Origin of the sequence: Pseudomonas sp. ADPe (assembly GCF_014843515.1) — a bacterium.
In the GTDB taxonomy this organism is placed as follows: Bacteria; Pseudomonadota; Gammaproteobacteria; order Pseudomonadales; family Pseudomonadaceae; genus Pseudomonas; species Pseudomonas citronellolis.
In genome coordinates this window covers 2,395,721-2,418,134 of record NZ_CP062122.1, presented here as the reverse complement: position 1 = coordinate 2,418,134, position 22,414 = coordinate 2,395,721, and the positions used below count along the sequence as shown (strand labels likewise).

Sequence of the window (22,414 nt, the reverse complement as noted above, 5' to 3'; positions counted from 1 at the left end):
TTTTTCTGCCCGCGAATGCCCGGAGACCCGATGCCCCGACTACGCCCGGCCCATGGCCTGCTGATTCTCGCCTTCGCCCTGCTGGCCTTCGCCGCCGGCCTGTGGGTGGCGCGCTCCACGGCGCCGCTGCCGCCCCCGGCCTGGCTGGAGGACTGGCAGCGCGAGGTGTTCGGCCCCTTGGCCGACGGCACCCTGGACCTCGGCCAGTTGCACAGCTGGCAGGAAGGTGCACTGTGGCTGACCCGCGACCAGCAGGGCGCCCAGCTGAGCTACCGCGGCACCCTGGGCACGCCCGACGGGCCCTGGCGCATGGAGGCCGAGCTGGTGCTGAGCGATGAAGAACGCAGCAGCCTGCAGAAGGCCACGGGCATAGCGCCGGGGGCGCCCGACCAGCCGCTCAGCGACGCCATGCTGGAACAACTGCGCCGGCAGGTGGTAGCCTCGGTGCTGCTGGCGCCCAGCCAGACGCTGAGCGTCGGCCGCCTGGTGGCCAGCTTCGGCCCGCCGCGCCTGCGTTTGCAGACCGACGGCGGCGAGGCGTGGATCTACCCCGAGCGCGGTCTGACGCTGCTGCACCGCAATGGCGAGCTGGTCTGGCTGCAGGTGGTGCCGCGGGAGAGCCTGGCGCACTGAGCGTGGCTCAGCGCAGGCGCTCCAAGTAATCGGGGCCGCCGAGTTGCCACATCTGCTGGCGAATCCAGGCGGCGCGCTGGCGCACGTAGCCGCTGGGGCGCGCGGCGCTCCACTGGCGCGGGTTGGGCAGCACCGCGGCGAGCTGCGCGGCCTGCTGCGCCGACAGGCGGCTGGCGTCGACGCCGAAGTGGTGGCGCGCGGCGGCCTGGGCGCCGAACACGCCGTCGTCCCACTCGGCGCTGTTCAGGTAGACCTCGAGGATGCGCTGCTTCGGCCACAAGGTCTCCAGCAGCACCGTGAACCAGGCTTCCAGGCCCTTGCGCAGCCAACTGCGGCCGGACCAGAGGAACAGGTTCTTGGCGGTCTGCTGGCTGATGGTGCTGGCGCCGCGGAGGCTCTTGCCACGGCCGTTGTGGGCCAGGGCCTGCTCGATGGCCGGCAGGTCGAAGCCGTGGTGCTCGGCGAACTTCTGGTCCTCGCCGGCGATGACCGCCACCTTGAGGTTGTCGGAAATCGCGTCCCAGCTGCGCCAGTCGCGCTGCAGGTCGATGGGCTGGCCGTTGAACCAGGACTGCACTTTGCGCTCGACCATCAGCATGCTGCCCGGCGGCGGCACCCAGCGCAGGACGACGACCACGGCCACGCTGCCCAGGGCGAAATAGACGAGGAACTTGAACAGGCGGCGGAGTAGGTTGCGCATGCTGGGGTTTGCCCGGGCGATAGTGCGCGTCATTATAACGGGCTTGACCCTCCAGGGAGTTTTCCCATGTTGCGTACCTTCCTGCTGTTCGCTGCTTTCTTCGGCTTCACCGGCGTAGCCCTCGGCGCCTTCGCCGCCCACGGCCTGAAGAGCCGCCTGAGCGCCGATTACCTGGCGATCTTCCAGACCGGCGTGCACTACCAGATGCTCCATGCCCTGGCCCTGTTCGGCGTGGCGCTGCTCTCGGCGCACCTGGGCGGCCGCCTGGTGGGCATCGCCGGCGGGTTCTTCGTCGCCGGCATCCTGATCTTCTCCGGCAGCCTCTACCTGCTGACGTTGACTTCCACCCCGGTGCTCGGCGCCATCACGCCCATCGGCGGCGTCTGCTTCCTCGCCGGCTGGCTGTGCCTGGGCCTGGCGGCCTGGAGGCTGGCGGGCTGACCCGGACGTCAGAATCGCCGGCCGATGCCCCGCTTGCGCCTTGGTCATCGCCGGCTCTCGGGCTAGAATGCCCACCCCCTCCAATCGCGACGGTGCTGCCCATGCGTATCCAGTTGAACGGCGAACCCTACGAGCTGCCCGACGGCCAGAGCGTGGCCCACCTGCTCGAACGCCTGGAACTGGGCGGGCGCCGCGTCGCGGTCGAACTGAACCTGGACATAGTGCCGCGCAGCCAGCACGCCGCTACCGCCCTCAAGGAGGGCGACCAGGTGGAGGTGGTGCACGCCATCGGCGGCGGCTAGGCCGTCGCTTCCCCGATTCAGGCCCCGCCCCACCCGCTTTTGCTGAGGAAAGATCCGATGAGCCAAGCCTCTTCCACCCTGCCGGTCGACAAGCCTTTCACCCTCGCCGGGCGCACCTATGAATCGCGCCTGCTGGTCGGCACCGGCAAGTACCAGGATCTCGACGAGACGCGCCGCGCCATCGAGGCCTCCGGTGCGCAGATCGTCACGGTGGCGGTGCGCCGCACCAACATCGGCCAGAACCCCGACGAGCCCAACCTGCTCGACGTGATCCCGCCGGACCGCTACACCATCCTGCCGAACACCGCCGGCTGCTACGACGCCGTGGAAGCCGTGCGCACCTGCCGCCTGGCCCGCGAACTGCTGGACGGCCACAACCTGGTCAAGCTGGAAGTGCTGGCGGACCAGAAGACGCTGTTCCCCAACGTCGTGGAAACCCTCAAGGCCGCCGAAGTGCTGGTCAAGGACGGCTTCGACGTGATGGTGTACACCAGCGACGATCCGATCATCGCCCGCCAACTGGCCGAGATGGGCTGCATCGCGGTGATGCCGCTGGCCGGCCTGATTGGCTCCGGCCTGGGCATCTGCAACCCCTACAACCTGCGTATCATCCTCGAAGAGGCCACGGTGCCGGTGCTGGTCGACGCCGGCGTAGGCACCGCTTCCGACGCCACCATCGCCATGGAACTGGGCTGCGAGGCGGTGCTGATGAACACCGCCATCGCCCACGCGCAGAATCCGGTGATGATGGCCGAGGCCATGAAGCACGCCATCGTCGCCGGTCGCCTGGCCTACCTGGCCGGGCGCATGCCGCGCAAACTGTACGCCAGCGCCTCCTCGCCGATGAGCGGCCTGATCGGCTGATCCCGGCGCGGCGCCCCGAGCGGGCCGGTTCGCCAAGCGCGGGCCGGCCCGTCGTCACTTTCACTGCCCCGTTTTTTTCCAAGGTCCGAACATGAGCGATACCCAGCAGCCCCAGGCCGAGCAGGCCACCGACCGGCCGATGCGCACCATCAAGAGCTTCGTGATGCGCGCCGGGCGCACCACCCTCGGCCAGCAGCGCGGCCTCGACCAGGGCTGGCCGCGCTTCGGCCTGGAACTGGCCGACGGCCTGCGCGACTTCGACCAGGTGTTCGGGCGCAAGGCCCCGCGCACCTTCGAGATCGGCTTCGGCATGGGCCACGCCACCCTGGAAATGGCCGCCGCGGCGCCGGACCAGGACTTCATCGGCGTCGAAGTGCATCGCCCGGGCGTGGGCGCGCTGCTCAACGGCATGCTGACGCAGAACCTCACCAACATCCGCGTCTACAGCTGCGATGCCCTGGAAGTGCTGCGCGACTGCGTGGCCGACGCCAGCCTGGACCGCGTGCTGCTGTTCTTCCCCGACCCCTGGCACAAGGCGCGCCACCACAAGCGCCGCATCGTCCAGCCGGCCTGGGCGGAGCTGGTGCGCAGCAAGCTGAAGGTCGGCGGCGTCCTGCACATGGCCACCGACTGGGAACAGTACGCCGAGCACATGCTGGAAGTGATGAACGCCGCGCCCGGCTACCGCAACCTGTCCCCGGACAACACCTGCGTACCGCGCCCGGAAGAGCGCCCGGTGACCAAGTTCGAACGCCGCGGCGAGCGCCTGGGCCATGGCGTCTGGGATCTGAAGTTCCAGCGCGTCGACTGAGCCATCGAAACGTCCTTTACGCTGTAGGAGCGGGGGAGACACTGACGTAGGATGGGTTGAGCGAAGCGATACCCATCACCGCGGCAGCATGGGTTTCGCAGGCTCAACCCATCCTACGAAGAGCACCTCGGCGCAGTCGACACGCCGCCGCCCCCCGTAGGAGCGGACCTTGTCCGCGATGCCGGAGGCTCCGGCGCGATTCGCGGATGAGATCCGCTCCTACGCCGCGCCACCTAGGCCATTCCATGTAAGCGGGCCCTGCCCGCGAATCGCGCGCAGGGCGCGCTCCTACCCCGGAATCAGTCGATCAGCTCGGCGCCGACCACGGTGATGTCCGGCAGGCTCAGCGGCGCCGGGGTGATCTGCAGGTACTTGATGCTGCTGCGCGGGATCAGCAGCAGATCGCCGTCCACCTCGATGCTCAGGCAGGGCGATTCGAGCTGCTTGCGGATGCCCTGCGCCACCTCCACCGGGTCCTCGCTCTGTTGCGGGAAGCGCAGCGCCAGGCGCTGGCCGTCGACGAAGTGCAGGTACAGGTGCTTGATCGGTTTCATGGCGTTTCCCCAGCTGCGCGTTGGCTACTGGGGAAACACTAGCAGGCCTGTCAGCTGCGGTCGGCGATCATGCCGATGATGAAGAACAGCAACAGCAGCACCGGCGCCAGGGTGTAGTTGTTGAAGTAGTTCAGGCCGTGGGCCACCCAGGGGGTGACGAAGACCATGGCCAGGCCGTAGCCCACGGCGCAGATGAGCACGAACAGCAGGGTGCGGAAGACGAAGTTGAGGCTGCCGATGCGCTGCTGCACCCAGGCGTTGATCGCCGGGCCGAACAGCACCAGCAGGGTGGCCATGATCGCCAGGGCGATATCGGACAGATGGCTGCGGCTCCAGCGGGAGGCGCTGGCGATCAGGTCGAGGGCGAAGTCCATGCAGGCTCCTTGGTCGGGGGCGGTCGACGGGGGAGTTTACACGTCCCCCGGCGGGCTTGGTTAAGGCAGGAACTGCTGCAGCAGGTCGTTGAGGAACAGCTGGCCGCGCTCGGACGGTCGCAGGCGCTCGTCGTCCTCGGCCAGCAGGCCCTGGGCGCGGGCTTCGCGGCAGGCTTCGGCGATGGCTTGCAGCGGCAGGCCGGTGCGCTGCTCGAACAGCTCTGCCGGGACGCCGTCCACCAGGCGCAGGGCGTTCATCATGAACTCGAAGGGCAGGTCGGCCGCTTCCAGCAGCCGTTCGCCGGCCTGGAAGGCCTTGGCCGGGTTCAGGTAGTCCTTCGGCAGGCGCGTCTTCCAGGTGCGTAGGATGCGGCCCTCGGGGCTGCTGAGCTTGGCGTGGGCGCCGGCGCCGATGCCGAGGAAGTCGCCGAAGGTCCAGTAGTTGAGGTTGTGCCGGGCGCGCAGGCCGTCGCGGGCGTAGGCCGAGGTCTCGTACTGGAGGTAGCCGGCTTGCGCCAGGCGGGCCTGGCCGGCTTCCTGGATTTCCCAGAGGGCGTCGTCTTCCGGCAGTTCCGGCGGCTGGCTCCAGAACACCGTGTTCGGCTCCATGGTCAGCTGGTACCAGGACAGGTGCGTCGGGGCCAGGGCGATGGCCTGCTCCAGGTCGGCCAGGGCGTCGGCCACGCTCTGGTCGGGCAGGCCGTGCATCAGGTCGAGGTTGAAGTTGTCGAAGCCGGCGCGGCGCGCCATGTCCGCCGCGCGCACCGCCTCGTCGCCATCGTGGATACGCCCCAGGGCCTTGAGCTTGTCGGCCTGGAAGCTCTGCACGCCGATGGACAGGCGGTTGATGCCCAGGGCCCGGTAGTCGGCGAACTTGGCCTGTTCGAAGGTGCCGGGGTTGGCCTCAAGGGTGATTTCGATGTCGTTTTCGAAACCGACTTCGCGCTCCAGGCCTTCGAGGATGCGCCCCAGGGCACTGGCGGAGAACAGGCTGGGCGTGCCGCCGCCGAAGAAGATCGAGGTCAGCCTGCGGCCGTGGACGTGCTGCCGGTCAGCCGCCAGGTCGGCCAGCAGCGCCTGGACGTAGGCGTCCTCGGGCAGCTCCGGGCCGGCGGCGTGGGAGTTGAAGTCGCAGTACGGGCATTTGCGCACGCACCAGGGGATATGAATGTAGGCCGACAGGGGCGGGAGCTGAAAGCCGGAAGCTGGAAGCTGGTGGCTTTCAGCTTCGAGCTTCGAGCTTTCAGCTGCTTTCATAACCCCAACCGCTGTTTCAGCAGGGCCATGGCGCGGGCGCGGTGGCTCAGGCGGTTCTTCTGCTCGGGGGGCAGTTCGGCGCTGGAGCAGCCGCTTTCCGGCACCCAGAACAGCGGGTCGTAGCCGAAGCCGTGCTCGCCGCGGGCCTCGTGGAGGATGCTGCCTTCCCAGATGCCTTCGCAGAGGATCGGCAGCGGGTCGTCGGCATGCCGCACCAGGGCCAGGACGCTGACGAACTGCGCGCCACGCTGCTCGTCCGGCACTTCGCGCAGGGCGTCCAGCAGCTTGGCGTTGTTCGCCGCATCACCCTTGCCGTCGGCGTAGCGCGCGGAGTAGATGCCCGGCGCGCCGCCGAGGTAGTCCACCGCCAGGCCCGAGTCGTCGGCCAGCGCCGGCAGCCCGGAGATGCGCGCGGCGTTGCGCGCCTTGAGGATGGCGTTCTCGACGAAGGACAGGCCGGTTTCCTCCGGCTCCACGTCGCTGAACTCGCCGATGGAGCGCACCTTCACGTGGGCGCCCAGCATGGCCTGGAGTTCCTTGAGTTTGCCGGCGTTGTGACTGGCCAGCACCAGTTGGTCGAGCTTGATCATTCGTCTGGGTAGATTTCCTGGAGGAACTCGAAGCTTTGCGGGGCTTCGGAGCCTTTCTGTACCTGGATGTCGAAGGTCAGGGTGTCACGGCCTTCGATGGGGAACTGGGCGATGTGGTAGACCGCGCCTTCTTCCACCACGCGCTTGAAAGTCAGCGGGATCGGCTGGCCCATGAGGTTCTTGGCGGTGCCGGAGACGGTGACCTGGGCCGGCTTGCCGCTGGCGTCCAGCGGCACGATGTTGACCACGCCCTGGGCCTTGCTGCGCACCACGCCGACGGCCGCGGCGACCTTGGGCTGGAGGAAGCTGGAGTTGTAGACGCTGTAGTGGACCTTGAGGTCCCCCAGCGTGGTGGCCTGCTCGGCGAAGGCCGGCAGTGCCAGGAACAGGCAGAACAGCAGGGAGGCTAGGCGGCGCATGGTTTTCTTCTCCTGGGTTCGGGGCCCCGGGCGGTTCAGACGGCGATGCGGTGGTCCGGCAGGCTTGGACCGCTGACCCGGTAGATGCCGATTTCACCCAACAGATTAGGCCAAACTCGGCACGACCAGCGATGACGGTGGTCACGATCCACCGCCAGGCGGTCGAGCACCCGCAGGCGCTTCTCGCGGCACAGCGCCTCGAAGTCCTTGAAGGTGCAGAAGTGGATGTTCGGCGTGTTGTACCAGGTGTAGGGGAGGAATTCCGACACCGGCATGCGGCCGTTGCGCGCCAGGTACCAGCGGCAGCGCCAGTGGCCGAAGTTGGGGAAGGTGATGATGCAGGTGCGGCCGACGCGGAGCATCTCCTCGAGGATCCTGTCCGGGTAGTGCACGGCCTGCAGGGCCTGGGTCATGACCACCACGTCGAAGCTGTTGCTGGCGAAGCTGCCGAGGCCCTTGTCCAGGTCCTGCTCGATGACGTTAACGCCACGTTCGACGCACTTGGCGATGTTTTCGCTGTCGATTTCCAGGCCGTAGCCGGTGACCTGCTTGTGTTCGGCCAGCCAGGCGAGCAGTTCGCCGTCGCCGCAGCCCAGGTCGAGCACCCGGCTGCCGGCGGGGATCCAGTCTTGGATGATGTCCAGGTCGGCGCGCATGGGGCTTCCTTATACGCTGATGCGGTTCATGTAGGCGCTGAAGGCCTGCAGGTAGCGGGGGATCGGCATGAGGAAGGCGTCGTGGCCCTGGGGTGCGTCGATCTCCAGGTAGCAGACGTTCTTCTTCGCCGCGATCAGGGCGTCGACGATCTCCCGCGAGCGCGCCGGGGAGAAGCGCCAGTCGGTGGTGAAGGACATCAGGCAGAAGTCCGCCTTCACCCCGGCCAGGGTGCGCACCAGGTCGCCGTCGTGGGCGGAGGCCGGGTCGAAATAGTCCAGCGCCTTGGTCATCAGCAGGTAGGTGTTGGCGTCGAAGCGGGTGGAGAATTCCTCGCCCTGGTAGCGCAGGTAGCTCTCGACCTGGAATTCGACGTTGTAGAGGTCGTAGTTGAGCTTCTCGGCCTTGCGGTCGCGGCCGAATTTCTCGCCCATGGCGTCATCGGACAGGTAGGTGATGTGCCCGACCATGCGCGCCAGGCGCAGGCCGTGGCGCGGGATCACGCCCTGTTCCTGGAAGTGGCCGCCGAGGAACTCCGGGTCCGAGAGGATGGCCTGGCGCGCCACTTCGTTGAAGGCGATGTTCTGCGCAGAGAGCTTGGGCGCGCTGGCGATGCACAGGCAGTGGCGCACGCGCTCGGGGTAGCTGATGGTCCACTGCAGCGCCTGCATGCCGCCCAGGCTGCCGCCGACCACAGCGGCCCACTGATTGATGCCCAGGCGATCAGCCAGGCGAGCCTGGCTGTTGACCCAGTCTTCCACGGTGACCACCGGAAAATCGGAGCCGTAGATGCGCCCGGTCTCCGGGTCGAGGCTGGTGGGGCCGGTGGAGCCGTTGCAGCCGCCGAGGTTGTTCAGCGCGACCACGAAGAACTTGCGGGTGTCGATGGCCTTGCCCGGGCCGATGCAGCTGTCCCACCAGCCCGGCTTGCGCTCGTCGGGGCTGTTGTAGCCGGCGGCGTGGTGGTGGCCGGAAAGCGCATGGCAGATCAGCACGGCGTTGCTAGCCGTGGCGTTCAGCTCGCCGTAGGTCTCGATCACCAGCTGGTATTCGGGCAGCGTCCTGCCGCTGGCCAGGGCCAGGGGTTCGCTGAAGTGCAGCGTCTGGGGAGAGACCAGACCGACGGAATCTTCGGGGAAGACTGTTGGCATCGACCCAGCTCATGAATAAAAGGAGGGCGCCAGTCTAAAGAGCACCGCCCCCTGCGGCAAGGCCGGGCCTGCCGCGGGCGTTCAGGCGCGCTGCGAGCCGGGCAGGGCGACCACGCGGGCCTGGCGCTGCAGCGGCGAGGGGCGGCGCAGCAGGCGGAGGATTTCCGAGGCTTCGGCCAGTTGTTTTTCCAGCTCTTCTTGGTAGCGCGCCATGAGCAGGGCGCGCTGGCGCACCTGCTGGGTTTCCTGGGCCAGGGCCTTCAGGCGCAGCATGTGGGTTTCCAGCAGCTGCTTGTTCTCCAGGGTGTACTGCATCAGCGGCATCAGGGCGTCGCTGGCCCAGCGCTCGACTTCCTCGCGCACGCGCTGGTGCAGGAGGATGACTTCCTGGGCCAGGGTGGCGATGAAGCGCCGCGTCAGCAGGCGCTGCTCGGTGAGCAGGGTCTTGAGCTGCAGGCGGAAGCGGTCGGCCTGCTCGCGCAGCCGGGCCAGTTCGCGCTGGTAGGCGGCGACGTCGAAGCGCGGGGCGTCCAGGGCGTTCAGCGGGTTTTCCTGGTTGTGCCGCTGGTAGATGGCCTCGACCATGCGGTTACCCAGCTCGGCCTCGTGCTGCAGGCTGTGCAGGTCGCCCTCCACGGCCTGGAAGAAGTTCAGGATGGCCTGGTTGATGCCCAGGGTGGTCCAGCTGCCGCGCAGTTTCTCGTGGACCTTGGCCAGGTGCCGTTCCAGGCGCTCGGCGCGCACGGTCTGGCCGAGCAGCTCGCCCTGGCGGCGCAACAGGCGCTGGTTGGTCTTCAGGTTGAGCAGGCGGCGGTGGTGCAGGCCGTGGTCTTCCTTGGTCCGCGCGGTCAGCTCGAACAGCAGCTGGCCGCTGTCCTGCTGCTGGCCTTCGAGCTGCGCCTGCTGTTCGCGCAGGCGCTCCAGGCGGGCGCGCAGGCTGTGCTGGCTGTTGTTCAGCAGGGCCAGCACCTGGCCGAGCACCGCGCCCTCCAGCAGGCGCTCCTTGTCCGCCACTATGCGCTCGCAGAGCAGGTGCTCCAGGTTTTCCAGCTGGCTGCGGGCGAGCAGTTCGGCGTCCTTGCGCACCTTGGCCAGTAGCGCCTGCTTGGCCGACAGCGGCAGCACGCTGTCGCGGGGGATGCCCAGCTGCCGCGCGGTGGCGTCGCGGATGCGCTGGATGGCGTTGTGCACGAAGGTATCGCCGGCCAGGTCGTCCCAGAGCACGTCGACCTTGTTCAGTACCGCGTACAGCGTGCACTGGCCATCTTCCACCAGGTGCCGCACGTGGTCCTGCCAGACCGCCAGGTCCGAGGCGGTGACGCCGGTGTCGGCGGCCAGCAGGAAGACCACCGCCTGGGCGCTGGGCAGCATCGACAGGGTCAGTTCCGGCTCGCTGCCCAGGGCGTTCAGCCCGGGGGTGTCGAGGATGCGCAGGCCCTGGCGCAGCAGCGGGTGGTCGAAGTTGACCAGGGCGTGGCGCCAGGCCGGAACGCGCACGTGGCCGGGGCGTTCGGCGGCTTCCAGCATGTCCGGGAGGAAGCCCAGCTGGATCGCCTGCTCCACCGGCAGGCTCTTGGTCCGGGCGGTCTGCGCGAAGGCCTGGGCCATGTTGGCCGGGTCGGAGGTGTCCAGGGGGATGTTCACCCAGTGCCGCGGCACCTGCTTGAAGCGGGCGATGCTGGCGTCGGCCACCCGCGTCTCGATGGGCAGCAGGCGGATGTAGGGGCGTTCGGAGCGCGGGTCGAAGAAGATCTCGGTGGGGCACATGGTGGTGCGCCCGGCCTGGGAGGGCAGCATGCGCTGGCCGTACTCGGAGAAGAACAGGCTGTTGATCAGCTCGGTCTTGCCGCGGGAGAACTCGCCGACGAAGGCCAGGGTGATGTGGTCCAGGCGCAGCAGGCGCAGGGCGCGCTCCAGGCGCGCGTCTATGTCGGCGCTGTTCAGCCGGCTCTGCTCCAGCCAGCTGCGATAGCGGATGATGTCCCGGACCAGTTCCCGCTTCCAGGTGACGTAGGCGTCGATCTGCTGACTGAGTCGCTCCATGCTCATCCAGGCGGTCCTGTGGCTTGCGCGTCCTGCGCGGGAGAAGAATGCCTGGATTATGAAGCGCGGCGAGGTGGCGTCAATTGGCCTGTATCACATTCCTATCCGTAAGGTCGGTCAAGGCGACCGAGCGGTTATCCCCAGCTCGGCCGGCAGCCGTGCCGGCCGGGGAATGCGCACGCGCTTCTGGCGGTTCAGCTCGCCGCTCTCGAGTATTACCGCGCTTTTCGGCACGCCGAAGGCCTTGCCGAGGAACGCCAGCAGGTGGGCGTTGGCCTTGCCCTCCACCGGCGGGGCGGTGAGGCGGATCTTCAGGCGCTCGCCGTGCAGCCCGGCGAACTCGTCGCGGCTCGCCTTGGGCTGCAGGTGGCAATCGAGGATCAGGTCCTCGCCGTCCCAGCGGTAGAAGCTCATTGGCGTGTCGAACTCCCGGAGCGCGCGAGCTAGAGCGAGACGAGGCGGAAACAGCCGGGGATGCGCAGTTTACGTTCTGTAAATGAGCAATCACCGGCTGTTTCCAACGCTGTATCGCCGACGCGCAGCCGCTCCCTGTTTACATGAACGGGCTGAGGATCTGCGGCATCCCGGTCATGGCCGCCAGGTTGCCGATCACCAGCATGTCGAGCAGCTTCAGCGCGATGAAGGCGAAGATCGGCGAGATATCCAGCCCGCCGAGGTTCGGCAGCAGCTTGCGGAAGGGCGCCAGCAGCGGCTCGCAGATCTGGTTCACCAGCTGCGCGCCGGGGTTGTAGCTGCCCGGGGCGACCCAGGAGAGGATCACGCTGATGATCAGGGCGAAGAAGAACACCTTGAGGAACAGCGAGGTCACGGCGATCACCGACCACACCAGCAGCTGCAGGACGTAACCGCCGACGCCGTAGCCCATCAGCGTCAGGGTGACGATCATCAGCACCAGCTGGACCAGGATGGCCAGCACCAGGGACGCCAGGTCGATGCCGCCGAAGCCGGGGATCACCCGGCGCAGCGGGTTCAGCAGCGGCTTGGTGGCGCGCACGATGAACTGGCTCAGCGGGTTGTAGAAGTCGGCGCGCACCAGCTGCAGGATGAAGCGCAGCAGGACGATCAGCAGGTAGAGGCTGCCGAGGGTCTGGATGACATAGATGGCAGCGGTGGAAAGTCCGGTCATGTAAGGCTCCTCATTGCCCCAGTTGTTCGGCCAGTTCGGCGGAACGGTGGTCGGCGGCGGCCAGGGCGCGCTCGACCAGTGCTTCGAATCCATTCGCCTGGAAGGAAGTGATGGCGGCTTCGGTGGTGCCCTTGGGCGAAGTCACGCGGCGGCGCAGTTCGGCCGGGCCGACGTCGCTGGCCAGCGCCATGCGCGCGGCGCCCAGGGCGGTCTGCAGGGTCAGGCGGGCGGCGACCTCGGGGCTCAGGCCGAGCTTCTCGCCGGCGGCGGTCATGGCTTCCATCAGCAGGAAGAAGTAGGCCGGGCCGCTGCCGGAGACGGCGGTGACGGCGTCGATCTGCTTCTCTTCGTTCAGCCACAGGGCGATGCCCACGGCGCCCAGCAGCTGTTCGGCCTGCTGGCGCTGGGCCGGGCTGACCTGGGCGGTGGCGTACAGGCCGCTGGCGCCTTCGCCCAGCAGCGCCGGGGTGTTGGGCATGCAGCGTACCAGCAGCTCGGTGCCCAGCCAGCGCGACAGGCTGGCGCAGGGAATGCCGGCGGCGATGGAGACGATCAGCTGGCCCGGTTCGAGCAGCGCGGCCAGGGGCTCGCAGACCTGCTTCATGACCTGCGGCTTGACCGCCAGGACCACCACGTCGGCGCCGGCGATGGCGCTGGCGTTGTCCTCGAACACCTCGATGCCGTGCTCGGCGGCGATCTTCGCGCGCTGTTCGACGCCCGGGTCGCTGGCGCGGATGTGGCTGGCGGGCACGCCCTGGGCGCGCAGGCCACCGATCAGGCTGGCGGCCATGTTGCCGGCGCCGATGAAAGCGATGCGGGTGCTGCTCATGGGTTGTGTTCCTTGATCAAGAATGGGGACCGTAGTCGCGCGCGCCGAACAGCGCGGTGCCGATGCGCACCCAGGTGGCGCCTTCGGCGACGGCGGCTTCGAGGTCGTGGCTCATGCCCATGGACAGGGTGTCCAGGCCGAGGTTCAGGGCAGTCAGGAGTTCGCGCAGGCGGGCGAAGGCGGCGCGCTGGGCGGCGATGTCCTCGGTGGGTTCGGGGATGGCCATCAGCCCGCGCAGCTTCAGGTTGGGCAGGGCGGCTACGGCGCGGGCCAGGGCCGGCAGTTCCTCGGGGGCGCAGCCGGACTTGCTGGCCTCGCCGCTGACGTTCACCTGCAGGCAGACGTTGAGCGGCGGCAGGTGCGCCGGGCGCTGCGCGGAAAGGCGCTCGGCGACCTTCAGGCGGTCCACCGAGTGCACCCAGTGGAAGTGCTCGGCGATGGGCCGCGTCTTGTTCGACTGGATGGGGCCGATGAAGTGCCAGGTGAGCGCCAGGTCGGCCAGTTCCACCTGCTTGCCGAGGGCTTCCTGCAGGTAGTTCTCGCCGAAATCGTCGAGGCCGGCGGCATGGGCTTCGCGGATGTCGGCGGCGGGCTTGGTCTTGCTCACCGCCAGCAGCGCAACGCTGCCCGAAGCCCGCCCGCAAGCTTGCTCCGCCTCACGGATACGCTCGCGAACCTTTGCAATATTCTCTGCTATCGTGGACATTACCTGCGCTCTGAGGCCCGGCTGCTGCAAGTTCAGCGGCATTCTACCTGCTTGCATTGGATTGGGGAGTCCCATGGATATTACCGAGTTGCTCGCCTTCAGCGCCAAGCAAGGCGCTTCGGACCTGCACCTCTCGGCCGGCCTGCCGCCGATGATCCGCGTCGACGGCGACGTGCGCCGCATCAACCTGCCGCCGCTGGAGCACAAGCAGGTGCACGCGCTGATCTACGACATCATGAACGACAAGCAGCGCAAGGATTTCGAGGAATTCCTGGAAACCGACTTCTCCTTCGAAGTGCCGGGCGTGGCGCGTTTCCGCGTCAACGCCTTCAACCAGAACCGCGGCGCCGGCGCCGTGTTCCGGACCATTCCCTCCAAGGTGCTGACCATGGAGGACCTGGGCATGGGCGAAGTGTTCAAGCGGGTTTCCGACGTGCCGCGCGGGCTGGTGCTGGTGACCGGGCCGACCGGCTCGGGCAAGTCCACCTCGCTCGCGGCGATGCTCGACTACCTGAACAACACCAAGTACAGCCACATCCTCACCGTCGAGGACCCGATCGAATTCGTCCACGAATCGAAGAAGTGCCTAGTCAACCAGCGCGAGGTGCACCGCGACACCCTCGGCTTCAACGAGGCGCTGCGCTCGGCCCTGCGTGAGGACCCGGACATCATCCTGGTCGGCGAGATGCGCGACCTGGAAACCATCCGCCTGGCGCTGACCGCCGCGGAAACCGGCCACCTGGTGTTCGGCACCCTGCACACCACCTCCGCGGCCAAGACCATCGACCGTATCGTCGACGTGTTCCCCGCCGAGGAAAAGGCCATGGTCCGTTCCATGCTCTCCGAATCGCTGCAGGCGGTGATCTCCCAGACGCTGCTGAAGAAGATCGGCGGCGGCCGGGTGGCGGCCCACGAGATCATGATCGGCACCCCGGCGATCCGCAACCTGATCCGCGAGGACAAGGTGGCGCAGATGTACTCGGCCATCCAGACCGGCGGCGCGCTGGGCATGCAGACCCTCGACATGTGCCTCAAGGGCCTGGTCGCCAAGGGCCTGGTGACCCGCGACGCGGCGAAGGAAAAGGCGAAGATCCCGGAAAACTTCTGATTCTCCCCGGGCCCGGTGCCCGGCCAGGCGGCGCGGCACACGCACGGGCGGCCTGGATGACAGTCGAATCGCACAGTGCGTGAACGAATCAGGTTGGATCGATCATGGAATTCGAGAAGCTTCTGCGGCTGATGGTGGAGAAGGGCGCCTCGGACCTCTTCGTCACCGCCGGCGTGCCCCCGTCGATGAAGGTCAACGGCAAGGTGCTGCCGGTGACCAAGACCCCGCTGTCGCCCGAGCAGACCCGCGAGACGGTGCTGGCGGTGATGAACGAGCAGCAGCGCCGTGACTTCGCCGAGCACCACGAGTGCAACTTCGCCATCAGCGCCCGCGGCATCGGGCGCTTCCGCGTCAGCGCCTTCTACCAGCGCAACCTGGTGGGCATGGTGTTGCGCCGCATCGAGACCAACATCCCGACCATCGAGGACCTCAAGCTGCCGGAGATCCTCAAGAAACTGGCCATGACCAAGCGCGGGCTGGTGATCTTCGTCGGCGCCACCGGTACCGGCAAGTCCACCTCGCTGGCGGCGATGATCGGCTACCGCAACAAGAACTCCACCGGGCACATCATCTCCATCGAGGACCCGATCGAGTACATCCACCAGCACCAGGGCTGCATCGTCACCCAGCGCGAGGTGGGGCTGGACACCGACACCTTCGAGGTGGCGCTGAAGAACACCCTGCGCCAGGCGCCGGACGTGATCATGATCGGCGAGGTGCGCTCGCGCGAGACCATGGAGCATGCCGTGGCCTTTGCCGAGACCGGTCACCTGTGCCTGGCCACCCTGCACGCCAACAACGCCAACCAGGCGCTGGAGCGGATCATCCACTTCTTCCCGGCCGACCGGCACCAGCAGATCTGGATGGACCTGTCGCTGAACCTCAAGGCCATCGTCGCCCAGCAACTGGTGCCGACCCCGGACGGCAAGGGCCGCCGCGCGGTGATCGAGGTGCTGCTGAATACTCCGCTGGCCGCTGACCTGATCCGCAAGGGTGAGGTGCATGAGCTGAAGCCGTTGATGAAGCGCTCCACCGAGCAGGGCATGCAGACCTTCGATCAGGCGCTGTACCAGCTCTATTCCCAGGGTGAGATCACCTATGAGGATGCGCTGGCCTATGCCGACTCGGCCAACGATCTGCGGTTGATGATCAAGCTTGGGTCGGAGACCGATGCGGATCATCTGTCGAGCATGACTCAGGGGTTGACCCTGGAGCTGAGCGAAGACGATCCGAATCGCCGCTTCCGCTGAGCAGCTCCCTCGCCGCAACCCGCAATTATCGTGAACGCCGGAGCGTAGGGCGAATAACCGTTCGCGGTTATCCGCCGATACACGGAGGCCTCGGCCCGCGCCCAGGTCAACCCTGGAGTCGCCGGGGGCCAAGGCCAAACGGCGGATAACGCCATAGGCGTTATGCGCCCTACGGTCCTTTGCCCGAAAAGCCTGTCAGCGGCTTTGTATTCCCCGAGACTTTTCTTACAGTGGCGGCAAACCCGCCGCGATCGCGTCGGTCGAATCCAGGAATCCCCGCCAAGGAGCGCTCCATGCCCAATACCCCCGACACCCACAGCAAGGTCATCGGCTACCTGCTGTGGATCTTCGGCTTCACCGGTTCGCACCGCTTCTACTATGGCAAGCCGGTCAGCGGGACCATCTGGTTCTTCACCCTCGGGCTGTTCTTCATCGGCTGGATCATCGACCTGTTCCTGATCCCCTCGATGGACGACGAGGCCGACCTGCGCTACCGCAGCGGCGCCCTGGACTACAACGTGGCCTGGATACTGCTGACCTTCCTCGGTGTGTTCGGCGTGCACCGCATGTACATGGGCAAGTGGCTGACCGGCATCCTCTACCTGTGCACCGGCGGCCTGTTCTTCCTCGGCGTGCTCTACGACTTCTGGACGCTCAACGCCCAGGTCTCCGAGCGCAACGGCCCGCAGCGGCTGTAAGCGTTCCTTGCCAGAAAGCCCGCCCACCGGCGGGCTTTTTCGTCAGCCGGCATGGCGATGGGCGCGCCGCCGGCCTATGGTCAGGAAGACCATAAAGGCGCGCTGCCGGGCGATCCCCGCGGCGCCGACAAGGAGTGGATGCCATGAGCAACGAACTTCGTCCTGCCGTACTCGACCTGATCGGCAACACGCCGCTGGTGCAGGTCAGCCGCTTCGATACCGGCCCCTGCACGCTGTTCCTCAAGCTGGAATCGCAGAACCCCGGCGGCTCGATCAAGGACCGCATCGGCGTGGCCATGATCGAGACCGCCGAGCGCGACGGCCGCCTGCAGCCCGGCGGGACCATAGTCGAGGCCACCGCCGGCAACACCGGCCTGGGCCTGGCCCTGGTGGGTCGCGCCAAGGGCTACCGGGTGGTGCTGGTGGTGCCGGACAAGATGTCCAGCGAGAAGGTCCTGCACCTCAAGGCCATGGGCGCCGAGGTGCACATCACCCGCTCCGACGTCGGCAAGGGCCACCCGGAGTACTACCAGGACGTGGCCGCGCGCCTGGCCGCGGAAATCCCCGGGGCCTTCTTCGCCGACCAGTTCAACAATCCGGCCAACCCCCTGGCCCACGAGACCAGCACCGCCCCGGAAATCTGGCAGCAGACCGGCCACGACCTGGACGCCATCGTCGTCGGCGTCGGCTCCGCCGGCACCCTCACCGGGCTGACGCGCTTCTTCCGCCAGGTGCAGCCGAACCTGGAAATGGTCCTGGCCGACCCGGTGGGCTCGGTGATGGCCGGCTACGTGCGCGACGGCACCCTCGGCGAGGTCGGTTCCTGGGCGGTGGAAGGCATAGGCGAGGACTTCATTCCCTCCATCGCCGACCTTTCCAGCGTGCGCCACGCCTATTCCATCAGCGACGAGGAAAGCTTTGCCCACGCCCGCGAACTGCTGCGCGCCGAGGGCATTCCCGGCGGTTCCTCCACCGGCACCCTGCTGGCCGCCGCCTTGCGCTACTGCCGCGAGCAGACGCAGCCCAAGCGCGTGCTCAGCTTCGTCTGCGACACCGGCACGCGCTACCTGTCCAAGGTCTACAACGACCAGTGGATGACCGACCAGGGCCTGCTGCAGCGCAAGCGCTACGGCGACCTGCGCGACATCATCGCGCGGCGCTTCGAGGAGGGCCGGGTAATCAGCGTGGGGCCGGACGACACCCTGCTCACCGCCTTCCAGCGCATGCGCCTGGCCGACGTCTCGCAGCTGCCGGTGCTGGCCAACGGCAAGCTGGTCGGGGTCATCGATGAATCCGACATCCTGCTGGGCGTGCACGCCGACGCCAGCCACTTCCGCCAGCCGGTGGCCAGCGCCATGACCACCCGCCTGGAAACCCTGGCCCCGGACGCCAGCCTGGCCGAACTGCAGGCCGAGCTGGACCGCGGCCTGGTCGCCATCATCGCCGACGCCTCGGGCTTCCATGGCCTGATCACCCGTTTCGATTTGCTCAACCACCTCCGGAGAACGCTCCCATGAGCCAGGATTCCCAAGCCCCCCGCGGTTTCGCCACGCGGGTCATCCACGCCGGCCAGGCGCCCGACCCTTCCACCGGCGCGCTGATGCCGCCGATCTACGCCAACTCCACCTACCTGCAGGACAGCCCCGGGGTGCACAAGGGCCTGGACTACGGGCGCTCGCACAACCCCACGCGCTGGGCCCTGGAGCGCTGCGTGGCGGACCTGGAGGGCGGCAGCAAGGCGTTCGCCTTCGCCTCCGGGCTGGCGGCCATCTCGGCGACCCTGGAATTGCTCGATGCCGGCTCGCACATCGTGTCCGGCAACGACATCTACGGCGGCACCTTCCGCCTGTTCGAGCGCGTGCGCCGGCGCAGCGCCGGGCACGAATTCAGCTTCGTCGACCTTACCGACATGGGCGCCATCGAAGCCGCGCTGCGCCCCGAAACACGCATGGTGTGGATCGAGACGCCGAGCAACCCGCTGCTGCGCCTGGCCGACCTGGAGGCCATCGCCCGCCTGTGCCGCAGCCGCGGCATCCTCTGCGTGGCCGACAACACCTTCGCCAGCCCGCGCATCCAGCGTCCGCTGGAGCTGGGCTTCGACGTGGTGGTGCACTCGACCACCAAATACCTGAACGGCCATTCCGACGTCATCGGCGGCATCGCCGTGGTCGGCGACAACCCGGAACTGGCCGAGCGCCTGGGCTTCCTGCAGAACGCCGTGGGCGCCATCGCCGGCCCCTTCGACGCCTTCCTCACCCTGCGCGGGGTGAAGACCCTGGCCCTGCGCATGGAACGGCACTGCGCCAACGCCCTGGAACTGGCCCAGTGGCTGGAGCGCCAGCCGCAGGTGGCGCGGGTGCACTACCCGGGCCTGGCCTCGCACCCGCAGCACGAACTGGCCAAGCGGCAGATGAACGGCTTCGGCGGGATGATCTCGATGGACCTGGCCACTGACCTGGCCGGCTCGAAACGCTTCCTGGAGAACGTGCGCATCTTCGCCCTGGCCGAGAGCCTGGGCGGGGTGGAGAGCCTGATCGAGCACCCGGCGATCATGACCCACGCCACCATTCCGCCGGCTACCCGGGCTGAACTGGGGATAGGCGATGCGCTGGTGCGGTTGTCGGTGGGGGTGGAGGATGTCGAGGATCTGCGTGCGGATTTGGCGCAGGCGTTGGCGAGGATCTAGAGGCCGACGCTTTTCGTAGGAGCGAGCTTGCTCGCGAACGGTGCCTCTCGGCGATGCTGTGCATGAGGTCACCTCCGTTCCCTCTCCCCAGCCCTCGGCTGCGCGCCCCGCCCTGAAGGGAGAGGGGGCTTGTTCGTGCCGAGAGAAGGCCTGGTTTCAGCCGGCAGTCTCTGTGCTAGCCGGCTGACGCCAGCACATCCAACTCTGCCCAACGATCCCCTCTCCCTTCAGGGAGAGGGTTAGGGAGAGGGCGCTCTAAAGCCCAGCCCCGAAAGCTCCCGGCAAGCCCCGTTCGCGAGCAAGCTCGCTCCTACAGGAAAAGAAAAAGCCCGCCGGATGGCGGGCTTCTTCTTCATGCCTGGGCAGGCTCAGATGGCATGCACGATATGCCCATCCACCAGCGTGCAACGCACCGCGCCCGGCAGGCAGTGGCCGATGAACGGGCTGTTCTGTCCGCGGGAGTACCAGGTCTCGCCGGCCAGGGTCTGGCCCTCGGCCTCGAACAGCACCAGGTCTGCCGCCTCGCCCACCGCTATGCGGCCGGCCGGCAGGCGCAGCGCGGCGGCCGGGCCGGTGGTCAGGCGCGCCAGCAGGGTCGGCAGGTCGAGCAGGCCGTCCTGCACCAGGGTCATGGCCAGCGGCAGCAGTAGTTCGACGCTGCTGATGCCCGGCTCGGTGTCGGCGAAGGGGGCGTTCTTGGCGTCCGCCTCGTGGGGCTGGTGGTGGCTGGCGATGGCTTGTATCACGCCGCTCTTCACCGCTTCGCGCAGGGCGTCGCGGTCCTTGCGCGAGCGCAGTGGCGGCTGCACGTGGTAGAGGCTGGAGAAGTCGGCCAGGGCCTCGTCGGTGAGGATCAACTGGTACAGCGCCACGTCGGCGGTCACCGGCAGGCCGCGGGCCTGGGCCTGGGCGATCATCTCCACGCCGCGGGCGCTGGTCAGCTGGCTGAAGTGCGCGCGCACGCCGCTCTGCTCCACCAGCAGCAGGTTGCGGGCCAGGGCCACGGTCTCGGCGCTCTCGGGGATGCCGGCCAGGCCGCGGAAGCTGGCGGTGGGGCCGTCGTGGGCCAGGCCGCCCTGGGCCAGTTCGGCATCCTGGGAGGTGAAGATCACCGTCAGGTCAAAGGTCGCTGCGTACTCCAGCGAGCGCAGCAGCACGCGGTTGCTGGCCAGCGGCGCCAGGCCGTTGCTGAAGGCCACGCAGCCGGCGTCGCGCAGGGCGGCCAGCTCGGACAGCTGCTCGCCGGCCAGGCCGCGGGTCAGCGCGCCTATGGGGAAGACCTTGGCATTGCCGGCCTCGCGGGCGCGGTCGAGGATCAGCTCGGCCACCGCCGGGGTATCCAGCACCGGCCTGGTCTGCGGCGGGCAGCACAGGCTGGTGACGCCGCCGGCGCTGGCGGCGCGGGTTTCGCTCTCGATGTTGCCCTTGCGGCTGTAGCCCGGCTCGCGTAGGGCCACGTTCAGGTCCACCAGGCCGGGCGCGGCGATCAGGCCGGCGGCGTCCAGCTCCTGGGCGGCGTGGAAATCGGCCGGGGCCTGGCCCAGGGCGATGATCCTGCCGGCTTCTATATGGACGTCGCAGACCTGGTCCAGGCCGCTGGCCGGGTCGATGACGCGGGCGCCGTGAATGCTGACGGTCATTGCGCGTCCTCCTGTTCCAGCTGGCGTTGGGCGTTCTGCCCGCTCATGGCCATGGACAGCACGGCCATGCGGATGGCGATCCCGTAGGTCACCTGGTTGAGGATCACCGACTGCTCGCCGTCGGCCACCGCGGATTCGATCTCCACGCCGCGGTTGATCGGCCCCGGGTGCATGACGATGGCATCGGGCTTGGCCAGCTTCAGGCGCTTCTGGGTCAGGCCGTAGAGCTTGAAGAACTCGCCTTCGCTGGGCAGCAGGCCGCCCTGCATGCGCTCGCGCTGCAGGCGCAGCATGATGACCACGTCGACGTCCTTGAGGCCTTCGTTGGCATCGGTGAACACCTTCACCCCGTAGACCTCCTCCAGGCCGATCGGCAGCAGGGTGCGCGGGGCGATGACGCGGATGTCCGGGCAGCCGAGGGTCTTCAGCGCCAGCATGTTCGAGCGCGCCACCCGCGAGTGCAGGACGTCGCCGACGATGGCCACCGAGAGGTTCTCGAAGCTGCCCTTGTGGCGGCGGATGGTGAGCATGTCGAGCATGCCCTGGGTCGGGTGGCCGTGGCGGCCGTCGCCGCCGTTGATCACCGCCACCCTGGGGCTGACGTGTTCGGCGATGAAGTGCGCCGCGCCCGAGTCGCTGTGGCGCACGACGAACATGTCGGCGGCCATGGCCTCGAGGTTGCGCAGGGTGTCGGTGAGGGTCTCGCCCTTGCTGGTCGAAGAGGTCGACACGTTCAGCGTGATGACGTCGGCGGACAGGCGCTGGGCGGCCAGTTCGAAGGTGGTGCGGGTGCGCGTGGAGTTCTCGAAGAACACGTTGCACACGGTCTTGCCGCGCAGCAGCGGGACCTTCTTCACCGCGCGCGCGCCGACTTCGAGGAAGGAGTCGGCGGTGTCGAGGATTTCGGTCAGCAGCTCGCGGGGCAATCCGTCGAGCGAGAGGAAGTGGCGCAGCTGGCCCTGGTCGTTGAGCTGCAGCGGGCGCTTGGCGTCTGTCGGCATGGGGCAGGCCCTGAATGGTGGAAAGGGTGGCGCGCGCGTTCAGAGCGCGCTGATGAGAGTGCGCTCGAGGACGAGTGGTGCGGGACCGCGCAATTTTACCCTTTCATTGGGGGCCAGCGACAGGGTCTGGCCGACCACGTCGGGGCGGATCGGCAGCTCGCGGGCGTTCAGGTCCAGCAGGCAGACCAGGGTCACGCTGGCCGGGCGGCCGTAGTCGAACAGCTCGTTGAGCGCGGCGCGGATGGTGCGGCCGCTCATCAGCACGTCGTCGACCAGGACCAGGTGCTGGCCGTCGATCTCGAACGGCAGTTCCGACGGACGGACCTGCGGGTGCAGGCCGCTGCGGGTGAAGTCGTCGCGGTAGAAGGAGACGTCGAGGATGCCGAGGATTTCCTCGCTGTGCAGTTCCTTGAGCAGGGCCTGGGCGACCCAGATGCCGCCGGTGTGGATGCCGACGAAGCGCGGCGTGTCTATGCCGCGCTCGGCGAGGTGGTTGCGCAGGTCGGTGGCCATGCGCGGCAGGAGTTCGGCGGGACTGGGCAGGTTCATGACATCT

At 67.9% G+C, this 22,414-nt stretch carries 26 protein-coding genes; 10 read left to right on the top strand and 16 right to left on the bottom strand.

Features of this window, described 5'->3' with window-relative positions:
- Window positions 1–30 precede the first annotated feature (30 nt).
- Window positions 31–633 carry a hypothetical protein gene (locus tag IG194_RS11080; RefSeq protein WP_043269524.1) on the top strand — a complete coding sequence of 201 codons (603 nt, stop codon included), beginning with the start codon at window positions 31–33 and terminating at the stop codon, window positions 631–633.
- Between the two features lie 7 nt (window positions 634–640).
- Here the strand turns inward: IG194_RS11080 and mtgA are convergent, their stop codons facing one another.
- Window positions 641–1,366, bottom strand: coding sequence for a monofunctional biosynthetic peptidoglycan transglycosylase (mtgA, locus tag IG194_RS11075; protein ID WP_043300404.1), 726 nt, complete (start codon window positions 1,364–1,366; stop codon window positions 641–643).
- Window positions 1,367–1,399: 33 nt separating this feature from the next.
- On the opposite strand from mtgA, the gene IG194_RS11070 reads away from it, so the two are divergent.
- The 4 genes from IG194_RS11070 to trmB all read left to right on the top strand — a co-directional run bounded on the left by IG194_RS11070 (window position 1,400) and on the right by trmB (window position 3,751).
- On the top strand, window positions 1,400–1,774 hold the full coding sequence (locus tag IG194_RS11070; RefSeq protein ID WP_009615211.1) for a DUF423 domain-containing protein: 375 nt from the start codon (window positions 1,400–1,402) through the stop codon (window positions 1,772–1,774).
- A 101-nt stretch (window positions 1,775–1,875) separates the two neighbouring features.
- Window positions 1,876–2,076 (top strand): sulfur carrier protein ThiS, encoded by a 201-nt coding sequence (gene thiS, locus IG194_RS11065; RefSeq protein ID WP_009615213.1) that lies wholly within the window; start codon window positions 1,876–1,878, stop codon window positions 2,074–2,076.
- A gap of 57 nt (window positions 2,077–2,133) precedes the next feature.
- Entirely contained in the window at window positions 2,134–2,940 is an 807-nt protein-coding gene (locus IG194_RS11060) for a thiazole synthase (RefSeq protein WP_009615215.1), read from the top strand.
- A gap of 139 nt (window positions 2,941–3,079) precedes the next feature.
- Entirely contained in the window at window positions 3,080–3,751 is a 672-nt protein-coding gene (gene trmB / locus IG194_RS11055; RefSeq protein ID WP_225617218.1) for a tRNA (guanosine(46)-N7)-methyltransferase TrmB, read from the top strand.
- 299 nt (window positions 3,752–4,050) lie between these two features.
- Here trmB and IG194_RS11050 read toward each other — a convergent pair whose 3' ends face one another.
- From IG194_RS11050 to IG194_RS10995, 12 genes are all read right to left on the bottom strand, one after another.
- Window positions 4,051–4,305, bottom strand: a complete 255-nt coding sequence (locus tag IG194_RS11050) for a hypothetical protein (protein ID WP_009615219.1) — start codon at window positions 4,303–4,305, stop codon at window positions 4,051–4,053.
- A 50-nt stretch (window positions 4,306–4,355) separates the two neighbouring features.
- Window positions 4,356–4,679 (bottom strand): DUF3392 domain-containing protein, encoded by a 324-nt coding sequence (locus tag IG194_RS11045; RefSeq protein WP_009615221.1) that lies wholly within the window; start codon window positions 4,677–4,679, stop codon window positions 4,356–4,358.
- Window positions 4,680–4,739: 60 nt separating this feature from the next.
- Entirely contained in the window at window positions 4,740–5,936 is a 1,197-nt protein-coding gene (hemW, locus tag IG194_RS11040) for a radical SAM family heme chaperone HemW (RefSeq protein ID WP_058487698.1), read from the bottom strand.
- The gene (gene rdgB, locus IG194_RS11035) at window positions 5,933–6,526 is read right to left on the bottom strand and encodes an RdgB/HAM1 family non-canonical purine NTP pyrophosphatase (protein ID WP_058487697.1); all 594 of its coding nucleotides are present in this window, start codon (window positions 6,524–6,526) and stop codon (window positions 5,933–5,935) included. The genes hemW and rdgB overlap by 4 nt, the downstream gene beginning before the upstream one ends.
- Window positions 6,523–6,945, bottom strand: coding sequence for a DUF4426 domain-containing protein (locus IG194_RS11030; protein ID WP_009615227.1), 423 nt, complete (start codon window positions 6,943–6,945; stop codon window positions 6,523–6,525). The genes rdgB and IG194_RS11030 overlap by 4 nt, the downstream gene beginning before the upstream one ends.
- Window positions 6,946–6,980: 35 nt before the next feature.
- A complete protein-coding gene (metW, locus tag IG194_RS11025) occupies window positions 6,981–7,601 on the bottom strand; it encodes a methionine biosynthesis protein MetW (protein ID WP_009615228.1) in 621 nt (206 codons plus the stop codon).
- A 9-nt stretch (window positions 7,602–7,610) separates the two neighbouring features.
- A complete protein-coding gene (metX, locus tag IG194_RS11020; protein ID WP_043269509.1) occupies window positions 7,611–8,750 on the bottom strand; it encodes a homoserine O-succinyltransferase MetX in 1,140 nt (379 codons plus the stop codon).
- 81 nt (window positions 8,751–8,831) lie between these two features.
- A complete protein-coding gene (locus tag IG194_RS11015; protein WP_058487696.1) occupies window positions 8,832–10,799 on the bottom strand; it encodes a dynamin-like GTPase family protein in 1,968 nt (655 codons plus the stop codon).
- Window positions 10,800–10,910: 111 nt separating this feature from the next.
- A complete protein-coding gene (locus IG194_RS11010) occupies window positions 10,911–11,207 on the bottom strand; it encodes a DUF167 domain-containing protein (RefSeq protein ID WP_058487695.1) in 297 nt (98 codons plus the stop codon).
- Window positions 11,208–11,346: 139 nt separating this feature from the next.
- Window positions 11,347–11,940, bottom strand: a complete 594-nt coding sequence (locus IG194_RS11005; RefSeq protein ID WP_009615234.1) for a YggT family protein — start codon at window positions 11,938–11,940, stop codon at window positions 11,347–11,349.
- Between the two features lie 10 nt (window positions 11,941–11,950).
- Complete coding sequence (proC, locus tag IG194_RS11000) at window positions 11,951–12,769, bottom strand: pyrroline-5-carboxylate reductase (RefSeq protein WP_058487694.1); 819 nt, start codon at window positions 12,767–12,769, stop codon at window positions 11,951–11,953.
- 16 nt (window positions 12,770–12,785) lie between these two features.
- A complete protein-coding gene (locus IG194_RS10995) occupies window positions 12,786–13,475 on the bottom strand; it encodes a YggS family pyridoxal phosphate-dependent enzyme (RefSeq protein ID WP_058489671.1) in 690 nt (229 codons plus the stop codon).
- Window positions 13,476–13,548: 73 nt separating this feature from the next.
- Here IG194_RS10995 and pilT point away from each other — a divergent pair, with 73 nt between their 5' ends.
- From pilT to IG194_RS10970, 5 genes are all read left to right on the top strand, one after another.
- Window positions 13,549–14,583 carry a type IV pilus twitching motility protein PilT gene (gene pilT / locus IG194_RS10990; RefSeq protein ID WP_009615237.1) on the top strand — a complete coding sequence of 345 codons (1,035 nt, stop codon included), beginning with the start codon at window positions 13,549–13,551 and terminating at the stop codon, window positions 14,581–14,583.
- Between the two features lie 104 nt (window positions 14,584–14,687).
- Complete coding sequence (locus tag IG194_RS10985) at window positions 14,688–15,833, top strand: PilT/PilU family type 4a pilus ATPase (RefSeq protein ID WP_009615238.1); 1,146 nt, start codon at window positions 14,688–14,690, stop codon at window positions 15,831–15,833.
- 293 nt (window positions 15,834–16,126) lie between these two features.
- The gene (locus IG194_RS10980) at window positions 16,127–16,531 is read left to right on the top strand and encodes an NINE protein (protein ID WP_043269499.1); all 405 of its coding nucleotides are present in this window, start codon (window positions 16,127–16,129) and stop codon (window positions 16,529–16,531) included.
- Between the two features lie 143 nt (window positions 16,532–16,674).
- Entirely contained in the window at window positions 16,675–18,048 is a 1,374-nt protein-coding gene (locus tag IG194_RS10975; protein ID WP_058072678.1) for a pyridoxal-phosphate dependent enzyme, read from the top strand.
- Window positions 18,045–19,217, top strand: coding sequence for a cystathionine gamma-synthase (locus IG194_RS10970; RefSeq protein ID WP_058487693.1), 1,173 nt, complete (start codon window positions 18,045–18,047; stop codon window positions 19,215–19,217). The genes IG194_RS10975 and IG194_RS10970 overlap by 4 nt, the downstream gene beginning before the upstream one ends.
- Window positions 19,218–19,585: 368 nt before the next feature.
- Here the strand turns inward: IG194_RS10970 and IG194_RS10965 are convergent, their stop codons facing one another.
- From IG194_RS10965 to pyrR, 3 genes are read right to left on the bottom strand one after another with little or no spacing between them, the layout of a single operon-like run.
- Window positions 19,586–20,857 carry a dihydroorotase gene (locus IG194_RS10965; protein WP_058487692.1) on the bottom strand — a complete coding sequence of 424 codons (1,272 nt, stop codon included), beginning with the start codon at window positions 20,855–20,857 and terminating at the stop codon, window positions 19,586–19,588.
- Complete coding sequence (locus tag IG194_RS10960) at window positions 20,854–21,858, bottom strand: aspartate carbamoyltransferase catalytic subunit (protein WP_043269491.1); 1,005 nt, start codon at window positions 21,856–21,858, stop codon at window positions 20,854–20,856. The genes IG194_RS10965 and IG194_RS10960 overlap by 4 nt, the downstream gene beginning before the upstream one ends.
- A 39-nt stretch (window positions 21,859–21,897) precedes the next feature.
- On the bottom strand, window positions 21,898–22,407 hold the full coding sequence (gene pyrR, locus IG194_RS10955; protein ID WP_009615244.1) for a bifunctional pyr operon transcriptional regulator/uracil phosphoribosyltransferase PyrR: 510 nt from the start codon (window positions 22,405–22,407) through the stop codon (window positions 21,898–21,900).
- Window positions 22,408–22,414 lie beyond the last annotated feature (7 nt).

Bases quoted from the DNA above. Each gene is read 5' to 3' on its own strand.
- IG194_RS11080 (WP_043269524.1), top strand. From the start codon at position 31: ATGCCCCGACTACGCCCGGCCCATGGCCTGCTGATTCTCGCCTTCGCC.
- mtgA (WP_043300404.1), bottom strand. From the start codon at position 1,366: ATGACGCGCACTATCGCCCGGGCAAACCCCAGCATGCGCAACCTACTC.
- IG194_RS11070 (WP_009615211.1), top strand. From the start codon at position 1,400: ATGTTGCGTACCTTCCTGCTGTTCGCTGCTTTCTTCGGCTTCACCGGC.
- thiS (WP_009615213.1), top strand. From the start codon at position 1,876: ATGCGTATCCAGTTGAACGGCGAACCCTACGAGCTGCCCGACGGCCAG.
- IG194_RS11060 (WP_009615215.1), top strand. From the start codon at position 2,134: ATGAGCCAAGCCTCTTCCACCCTGCCGGTCGACAAGCCTTTCACCCTC.
- trmB (WP_225617218.1), top strand. From the start codon at position 3,080: ATGCGCACCATCAAGAGCTTCGTGATGCGCGCCGGGCGCACCACCCTC.
- IG194_RS11050 (WP_009615219.1), bottom strand. From the start codon at position 4,305: ATGAAACCGATCAAGCACCTGTACCTGCACTTCGTCGACGGCCAGCGC.
- IG194_RS11045 (WP_009615221.1), bottom strand. From the start codon at position 4,679: ATGGACTTCGCCCTCGACCTGATCGCCAGCGCCTCCCGCTGGAGCCGC.
- hemW (WP_058487698.1), bottom strand. From the start codon at position 5,936: ATGAAAGCAGCTGAAAGCTCGAAGCTCGAAGCTGAAAGCCACCAGCTT.
- rdgB (WP_058487697.1), bottom strand. From the start codon at position 6,526: ATGATCAAGCTCGACCAACTGGTGCTGGCCAGTCACAACGCCGGCAAA.
- IG194_RS11030 (WP_009615227.1), bottom strand. From the start codon at position 6,945: ATGCGCCGCCTAGCCTCCCTGCTGTTCTGCCTGTTCCTGGCACTGCCG.
- metW (WP_009615228.1), bottom strand. From the start codon at position 7,601: ATGCGCGCCGACCTGGACATCATCCAAGACTGGATCCCCGCCGGCAGC.
- metX (WP_043269509.1), bottom strand. From the start codon at position 8,750: ATGCCAACAGTCTTCCCCGAAGATTCCGTCGGTCTGGTCTCTCCCCAG.
- IG194_RS11015 (WP_058487696.1), bottom strand. From the start codon at position 10,799: ATGAGCATGGAGCGACTCAGTCAGCAGATCGACGCCTACGTCACCTGG.
- IG194_RS11010 (WP_058487695.1), bottom strand. From the start codon at position 11,207: ATGAGCTTCTACCGCTGGGACGGCGAGGACCTGATCCTCGATTGCCAC.
- IG194_RS11005 (WP_009615234.1), bottom strand. From the start codon at position 11,940: ATGACCGGACTTTCCACCGCTGCCATCTATGTCATCCAGACCCTCGGC.
- proC (WP_058487694.1), bottom strand. From the start codon at position 12,769: ATGAGCAGCACCCGCATCGCTTTCATCGGCGCCGGCAACATGGCCGCC.
- IG194_RS10995 (WP_058489671.1), bottom strand. From the start codon at position 13,475: ATGTCCACGATAGCAGAGAATATTGCAAAGGTTCGCGAGCGTATCCGT.
- pilT (WP_009615237.1), top strand. From the start codon at position 13,549: ATGGATATTACCGAGTTGCTCGCCTTCAGCGCCAAGCAAGGCGCTTCG.
- IG194_RS10985 (WP_009615238.1), top strand. From the start codon at position 14,688: ATGGAATTCGAGAAGCTTCTGCGGCTGATGGTGGAGAAGGGCGCCTCG.
- IG194_RS10980 (WP_043269499.1), top strand. From the start codon at position 16,127: ATGCCCAATACCCCCGACACCCACAGCAAGGTCATCGGCTACCTGCTG.
- IG194_RS10975 (WP_058072678.1), top strand. From the start codon at position 16,675: ATGAGCAACGAACTTCGTCCTGCCGTACTCGACCTGATCGGCAACACG.
- IG194_RS10970 (WP_058487693.1), top strand. From the start codon at position 18,045: ATGAGCCAGGATTCCCAAGCCCCCCGCGGTTTCGCCACGCGGGTCATC.
- IG194_RS10965 (WP_058487692.1), bottom strand. From the start codon at position 20,857: ATGACCGTCAGCATTCACGGCGCCCGCGTCATCGACCCGGCCAGCGGC.
- IG194_RS10960 (WP_043269491.1), bottom strand. From the start codon at position 21,858: ATGCCGACAGACGCCAAGCGCCCGCTGCAGCTCAACGACCAGGGCCAG.
- pyrR (WP_009615244.1), bottom strand. From the start codon at position 22,407: ATGAACCTGCCCAGTCCCGCCGAACTCCTGCCGCGCATGGCCACCGAC.